The organism is Pleomorphomonas koreensis DSM 23070, assembly GCF_000425185.1.
Lineage (GTDB): Bacteria > Pseudomonadota > Alphaproteobacteria > Rhizobiales > Pleomorphomonadaceae > Pleomorphomonas > Pleomorphomonas koreensis.
Genome location: NZ_AULH01000068.1, coordinates 1 through 1,582, shown reverse-complemented (window position 1 = coordinate 1,582; position 1,582 = coordinate 1). Strand labels below are relative to the sequence as shown.

1 protein-coding gene is annotated in these 1,582 nt (G+C 52.0%); it reads right to left on the bottom strand.

Annotation, left to right across the window (positions count from 1 at the left end):
* Positions 1-58: 58 nt before the first annotated feature.
* On the bottom strand, positions 59-1,258 hold the full coding sequence (locus H512_RS0120075; RefSeq protein WP_026784917.1) for a DUF3644 domain-containing protein: 1,200 nt from the start codon (positions 1,256-1,258) through the stop codon (positions 59-61).
* Positions 1,259-1,582 lie beyond the last annotated feature (324 nt).

Genomic DNA, 1,582 nt, shown 5'->3' with positions numbered 1-1,582 from the left:
TGTCCTTCAGGTTGGTCTTGAACAACCCGACCCTACCGGAAAACACTGGTGACCACCGCTACCCTGCTACACCACGCCCTGGGACACGATCCCGAACGCGGCTCAACCAATTCTCGTACCAACACCAAGTCTTCCCGACAGCGAGCACGCCATAACCTTTCGACACATTTTTGGCATCGAGTTTCTTCCAAAGTTTGGTGTGGCTATCCATCGTGAACCGCCGCCAACCTTCTGATTTCATTTGGGCAACGATCTCGCTGGGCAAGTATTTTTTCTTCTCAACCTCTTTAAGAGCGATATTGAATTTTTCCGCTACATCCGATCCGGGCTCGACTATCTCAACTGCCATATCCGCCGACGGAAAGCGGTTAGCCATTTTGTGGACCATGAACACCCTAAACGCGTAGCGTGGGTCGGCTATTTGCTCCGGACTCAAGTGCGCCTCGAATTCACCCATCATGGATTCGACATTTCTTGGCAGTCCGCCGGCGCGCTTCAGGATTGCGCGCTGATCAGGGCAGAAGGTTACGAATTGGAGCGCGATAGGCAACCGACGTTCGAGCGCATATTGCGCTCCAAACAGATGCTTAATAGCGTCGTTGAAGTTGATGCAGCAGGCTTGAAGTTTAGCACTAATGGCATCGTCGATGCGGTTGGTTGAGCGGTGCTCAATCTCGTGCCTAAGCTCCAGAAGAAAGTCTAAATTGTCCCTTACACCCTGCTTTATAGGACAACGGCCATGTCTTAGGCACTGGCCAAGTTCCCAGTATTTTTCTGCTCCGCTTGGCGTTTTTTCTACGACTCTCTGCCCATTCTGATTTTTGGTGTGACGATAATCAATACCTTCACGCTTGAACCATGCATGCAACAAGTAGGTCCAGGCAATGACAGCAGTGACGATGAACAACTCGGAGCGAAATATCAGCCCAGCGCCATTGAACGTATGGACCGCCGCGATCATTGCCTCTCGCGCTTTGATCAGAAGCTCGTCGCCACGCAAAGAAAGACCTGTCTCCGCATCAATCTCAGGCCATGAAGAAAGAAACTCTTCCAATTCGCTCTGGGACGACGGCTTTACCGCCGCATGCTTGGTGCCCGTGCGAATCTCGGCGATGGCTCTGTGATTGATCGAACGGGTGGGGCGTGTAAAATAAGCAAGAATGTCCTGATCGTTTGGCCAGCGCCCATCTGCTACCATCGCTTTGACGAACGCGATCTCCCATCGCTCAAGCTTGTTACCACGCTTGCGTACGGTCATTCATTGGCCTCAGCGATCATTCGATTTCGACAACCAGAACGTTATATTTTGCCTATGATCACCGAGTTGCAATTATGCGAAAAGCTGCATTTCACTTTGTTTCCTACTGACCCAGCCGTTTCGCTTTCGGCCAGCGTTTCGTCGTGAATGGCCTCTGTTCGCATTTGCCACAGATGACGTCCTGCACGTTGCGGGGGCTCACCGAAACGGAAGTACTGAGCCGCGAACGTGACTAGGCTGCGTTGACAAAAGGGATTCCCAAATCAGCCGAGGTTTGATTCAAGGGTTCTTCTTCGGAGGAGGTTCCCTTGGGCTATCCGAGCG

Bases quoted from the DNA above. Each gene is read 5' to 3' on its own strand.
- H512_RS0120075 (WP_026784917.1), bottom strand. From the start codon at position 1,258: ATGACCGTACGCAAGCGTGGTAACAAGCTTGAGCGATGGGAGATCGCG.